The following is a 5150-nucleotide window of genomic DNA, read 5'->3' as shown; positions in this document are numbered from 1 at the left end:
GGCGAGCGGGTCGCCGTCCAGCACCGTGATGTCCGCGTAGCAGCCCGGTGCGATCCGGCCCAGCGGCTCGGTCAGGAACTCCGCCGGGGTGCGGGTCGCCGTGGTCAGCGCCTCGTACGGGGTCATGCCGTAGCGCACCATCGCCCGCAGGTTGAGGTGGGTGCTGATCGCATTCGCGGCGATGGGTGAGTCGGTGCCGTTGATCACCCGGCCGCCGCCGCGCACCAGCCGCACCAGATGGGCCACCTGGCGGGCCAGGTTCTGCCGGGTCGGCGTCTGGTCGGTCGTGCGGCCGGTCGCGATCTGCGCCTGGAGCAGGGCGTACTCCCACGGCGGGTAGAGCGCCCGGACCCGCGGGTCGGTCGCCAGCGAGTCGTCGTCCACCAGCAGCGTCGCGGAGTTGAACAGCGTCGGAGTCAGCGTCGCGCCGGCCGCGACGAACAGCGAGGCCACCTCGGGATAGACCGCGCCCAGGGCCGAGACCGTGCGCGAATAGCCGAAGCGGCTCGTCGCGCCGACGTGTTCCATGCCGTCGCTGCCGAGGTTCAGCGCCGGATAGTGGTAGTGCGAGGTGGATGGGACACCGTGCCGGTGCGCCCAGTCGATCACCCGGCGCTGCCACACCGGTGGGAGGCGCACGTACGCCTTCATCAGGTCGTAGTCGAGGGCGCCGGCGCGGGACAGTTCGAGCGCCAGTTGCGCGGTGTCGAAGGTCGGCCGCATGAAGTTGTAGTAGATCCGCGGGCCGTCGATCGCCTCGCCGGTTGCGAAGTAGCGCGGCCCGATCCGCGCGCCGGACTGGATCGACTCCCGCTCCTCGACCATGTGGTAGGCCGGACTGCCCGGGGAGCGGGTGGTGGTGACGCCCATCGACAGCCAGAGCCGGCCCTGCCGCGCGCCGTACCCGTACCCCTGCATCTCGCGGTGGTGGTGCATGTCGATCAGGCCGGGGATCACGACGCCGTCGCGGGCGTCGACGACGCGCCCGTCCCGCCCGGCCCGGTGCGGCTCGACGGCGGTGATCCGATGCCCCTCGACGACCACGTCGACGTCGGTCGCCAGCCGCCGCGACACGCCGTCCCACAGCCGGCCGGCGCGGATCACGATGCGGCCGCGGGGTCTGCTGTTGGTCCAGCTCAATGACATGGGTACGCGCCGCGGCCGCCCACCGGCGGCCGACACCATCGTCAGCGAACCGTTGTGCAGGTAGAGCAGCTCCCGGGAGTCGCCGCTCCACACCGGCGCGTCGGTGACCTCGGAGGTGACCCGGCGCGGCCGCCCGGCGAAGGTGCCGTCGGCGTTGACGTCGACCACCCACAGCACGCTCGCCACGACGTACGCCATCTGGCTGCCGTCCGGCGACCACACCGGCCCGTCGTCGCCGCGCGTCTGCAGCGACCGGTCCGGCAGCGGATCGACGTAGCGGCCGGCGCCGGTGGCCACGTCGACCAGCAGGATCTTGCTGAGCCCCTCGCGGTAGCGGGCCGAATACGGCACGACCGCCGCCAGGGCGATGGTCCGGCCGTCCGCGGACCACGTCGGCTTGCCGGGTTCGAAGGTGGCCGCGTAGAGCGCGCGCACCGCGCCGGTCGCCACCTCGACCGTGTAGAGCGCGCCGGTCTGATCCAGGAACGCCAGCCGCGAGCTGTCCCGCGACCAGGCGGCCGAGACCGCGGCCGCGTTCGGCAGGTCGGTGAGCTGCCGGTCGGCGCCGGTGGTCAGATCGCGCAGCCAGATGTCGAGGGTGCCGCCGCGGTCGGTCGAGTACGCCAGGTACCGGCCGTCCGGCGACCAGGCCGGATCGCACTTCCACCACTGGTCGCGGGTGAGCGGGCGGGGCGCGCGGCCCGGCGCCATGGTCCAGATGTCGTTGAGCGCGCGAAAGGCGATCGTGCCGTCCGGGGCGAGCGCCGGGCTGCCGATGCCGACGACCGGGCGTGGCCGGGTGGAGTCGAAGTCGCGGCGGCGCTTGCGGTACCGCGCCGGCGTCACGCCCAGCGCGGCCGCGTACCCGATGGATCTTGATCTCGAGGTCTTGATCCGGCCGTCGGCGGTGTAGACGAACTCGCCGGCCGACCGGAAAGTCACCCGGAACGGGAAAACGTCTTCTCCGGTGACCAGCGGCGCGTCGTCGCGCCACAGCTCGGCCTTGCCGTCGTAGGTCACGTGGTAGATCAGGCCGGCCCCGTCCGGGGTGAACGACGGCGCGCGGATGATCCGCGGCGCCGGCTGCGTGACCACGGTTTCGCGGGCGCCGGTCGCCACGTCCACAACGTCGATGCGGGTGTTCGCCACCACGAAGGCGACCCGGCGGCCGTCGGGCGACCAGGCCGGCTCGTACTCCTGCACGCCCGGAGTGTCGGCGAGCGTGGTGAGCGGGCCGCCGTCGGCACCGAGCAGATGGAGGCCGTAGCTGCCGGTGCGGTCGCTGGAGATCACCAGCCGGCGGCCGTCGGGGGAGAAGCGGGGCTCGCGGTGGTCGAACGGGCCGGTGGTGAGCTTGCGCAGGCCGCCGCCGTCGCGGCGGACGGTCCAGATGTCGAAGTTCCCGTCGCGGTACGACTGGATGGCCAGCCGGTCGCCGTCCGGCGACCAGTCGGGCTGGGCGATGTCGAAGAGGTCCCCGGTCAGCCGCCGCGCCGGGCCGCCGGACGAGGGCAGGACCCAGAGCACGCCGACCAGGTCCATGGCGATCCACCGGCCGTCGGGCGACACGGTGGCGGCGATGTCCGTACCGGTCGTCGCGGTGACCCGCCGCCCGGCGACGGCCGCCACGGCCGGATCACCGACGACCACCCCGGCGGCGGTGGTCGCGGCCACCCCGGCGAACAGATCACGCCTGCTGATCGGCATCGGGACCACCTCATCGATGAGTGTGAGTACGCCAGCGCCGAGCGTAACCCGGAGCGTCCGACCGATCTAGGACAAATGGCCGTCGATGCCGGCGCGGGCGTGCGACGGTTCCCGTTTCCAGTTCCGTTCCGGGGAGGTCCCGTGAGCCCGACGTCCTACGAACCGTGGCCCGAGCCGTGGGCCGTGCAGGTGTCCGTCGAGACCGACCGGATCGAGCACCAGCTCGAGGTGGCCCTGGAGGGCGCCCGGGACGGTACGGCCGGTGAGGCCGCGGTCCGGCATCACCTCACCATGGCCCGCGAGGCGTGCAAGTGCCGGTCGAAACTGCGCTGGCGAGGAGTGGGCGACCGGTGGCGCGGGACGTCGGTGGAGCGCGCCTTCCGGCATGTGCACGCCGCCAAGACTTTCCTCGTCGAGCTGCTGCCCGAGGACGACTTCAAGGCGCAGATCGCGGATGTTCGCACCCGCCTGGCGATGACCCTCGACCGCAACGACCCCCGCCGTGTGGAGGCGGAGTGCTTCCTGGAGAACGGGCGCGGGCGGCGCCAGCGGGCGGCCATGCGGCAGGCGATGGAGACGTCCTACGACGCGTCGGATGAGAAGTACGTGCGGCTGCGGGACTTCCGCAACAAGATCATCCTTACCGCGGTCGCGATCGCGGTCGCCACCGTCATCCTGGTCGGCGCCGTTTTCTTCTTCCCAGAGGCGATCCCGCTGTGCTTCAACCCCGAGGTGACCACGGCGGTGCCCGGCCAGCCGGCACTCACCCAGGCGGTCTGCCCGAGCGGTGAAGGCCGTGCGCCCACCGACGGCGACGTCCTGATCGTCGCCGGCCTGGGGATGGTCGGAGGAATGCTGGGGGCGATCGTCGCCATCCGCGGCATGCGGGGCAGCTCGACGCCCTACGGCGTGTCCACGGCGCTGGCCGTGCTCAAGGTGCCGTTCGGCGGGCTCAGCGCCGTCATCGGGATGCTGCTGCTCGCCGGCGGCTTCGTCCCCGGCCTGACCAACCTCGACAACCAGCGCCAGATCCTGGCTTACGCCCTGGTCTTCGGCATCGCGCAACAGTTGGTCACCCGGGTCGCCGACGATCGCGCGCAGCAGATCCTCGATCACCTGCCCAGCAAGGACCCGCAGGCCCAGCAGGGTCAGCCGGCGATCAAGCCGCCCCCGATCCCCGACGTCGTGCCGTCGAACGGCCGCGACCCCGACCTCGACCTCAGCAAGGTGCGCGGCTAACGCCCGCCCGTCGGGCGCGGCTCCTCGAAGACCAGGTGGGTACGGGTGTTGAGGACGCCCGGCATGCCCTGGATCTCGTCCAGGACCAGACGCCTCAGGTCGGCGTTGTCCCGGGCCCGGACCAGCAGGATCACGTCGAACTCGCCGCCCACCAGGCCGATGTGCGCCACGCCGTCGAGCCGCTGCAGCTGCGACCGCACCTCGCGCCAGTCGGCCTGCCGCAGGCTCAGCGTCACGTACGCGGACGTGCCCAGCCCGGCCGCCTGCGGGTCGATGTCGGCGGTGAACCCGCGCACCACCCCGGACTTGCGGAGCCGGTCGACCCGCGCGTAGGCGTTGGCGCGCGAGATGTGCAGGCGCTCGGCGAGCGTACGCATCGACATCCGCCCGTCCCCGGTCAGCTCGTCGAGGATCCGATGATCGATGTCGTCGAGGTCGGCAGCCATCTGTCTCACCCCTCCTTCCGAAACGACCGTTCAGGTGAACGAATGGCCGCCTCCTGAGCGCTCGCAAGCGACATGTTCTCGTGTTTCAGCGGGACCTGGCGTTCATCTGTCGGCACCGCGAGCATCTCACCATGACACATGACCTCCTTCCCTCGAACGAGCCGGTCATGCTCATCGACCCGGACGGGGTACCCACCGGCGCCGCGGGAATGCCGGACGACACCGCGCTGCGGACGGCGTACGCGGCCCTGGTCGCCGGCCGCCGCTTCAACGACCAGGCCTACGCCCTGGTCAGGCAGGGCCGGCTCGCCGTCTACCCGTCGTCGCACGGGCAGGAGGCGTGCCAGGTCGCCGCCGCGCAGGTGCTCGCCGACGGCGACTGGCTCTTCCCGACCTACCGCGACACGGTCGCCGCCGTGACCCGCGGCGTCGACCCGGTCGAGGTGCTGACCCTGCTCAAGGGCGACTGGCACAACGGCTACGACCCGTACGAGCACAACGTCGCACCGCTGGCCACACCGCTGGCCACCCAGCTGCTGCACGCCGTCGGGGTGGCCCACGCCGCCCGCCTGCGCGACGAGCCGACCGTGGTGATGGCGCTGTGCGGCGACG

4 protein-coding genes are annotated in these 5150 nt (G+C 72.1%); 2 read left to right on the top strand and 2 right to left on the bottom strand.

Translation table 11 applies throughout. From position 1 onward, the window contains the following. Positions 1-2853: amidohydrolase family protein (locus tag AB0M20_RS26335; RefSeq protein WP_364302578.1), on the bottom strand; the 2853-nt coding region annotated here is incomplete at its 3' end. 141 nt (positions 2854-2994) lie between these two features. Here AB0M20_RS26335 and AB0M20_RS26330 point away from each other — a divergent pair. Further along, positions 2995-4092 (top strand): hypothetical protein, encoded by a 1098-nt coding sequence (locus tag AB0M20_RS26330; protein WP_364302576.1) that lies wholly within the window; start codon positions 2995-2997, stop codon positions 4090-4092. Here the strand turns inward: AB0M20_RS26330 and AB0M20_RS26325 are convergent. Continuing rightward, positions 4089-4538, bottom strand: a complete 450-nt coding sequence (locus tag AB0M20_RS26325; protein ID WP_364302574.1) for an Lrp/AsnC family transcriptional regulator — start codon at positions 4536-4538, stop codon at positions 4089-4091. The genes AB0M20_RS26330 and AB0M20_RS26325 overlap by 4 nt on opposite strands. Positions 4539-4669: 131 nt before the next feature. Between AB0M20_RS26325 and AB0M20_RS26320 the strand changes: the two genes are divergently transcribed. Further along, on the top strand, positions 4670-5150 hold a 481-nt coding region (locus tag AB0M20_RS26320), incomplete at its 3' end, for a thiamine pyrophosphate-dependent enzyme (protein ID WP_364302571.1).

The sequence above is a fragment of the Actinoplanes sp. NPDC051633 genome, assembly GCF_040681735.1.
Taxonomy (GTDB): Bacteria; Actinomycetota; Actinomycetes; order Mycobacteriales; family Micromonosporaceae; genus Actinoplanes.
The sequence above is the reverse complement of the archived record's forward strand: the minus strand, read 5'-3'. Positions and strand labels throughout refer to the sequence as shown.

Bases quoted from the DNA above. Each gene is read 5' to 3' on its own strand.
- AB0M20_RS26325 (WP_364302574.1), bottom strand. From the start codon at position 4,538: ATGGCTGCCGACCTCGACGACATCGATCATCGGATCCTCGACGAGCTG.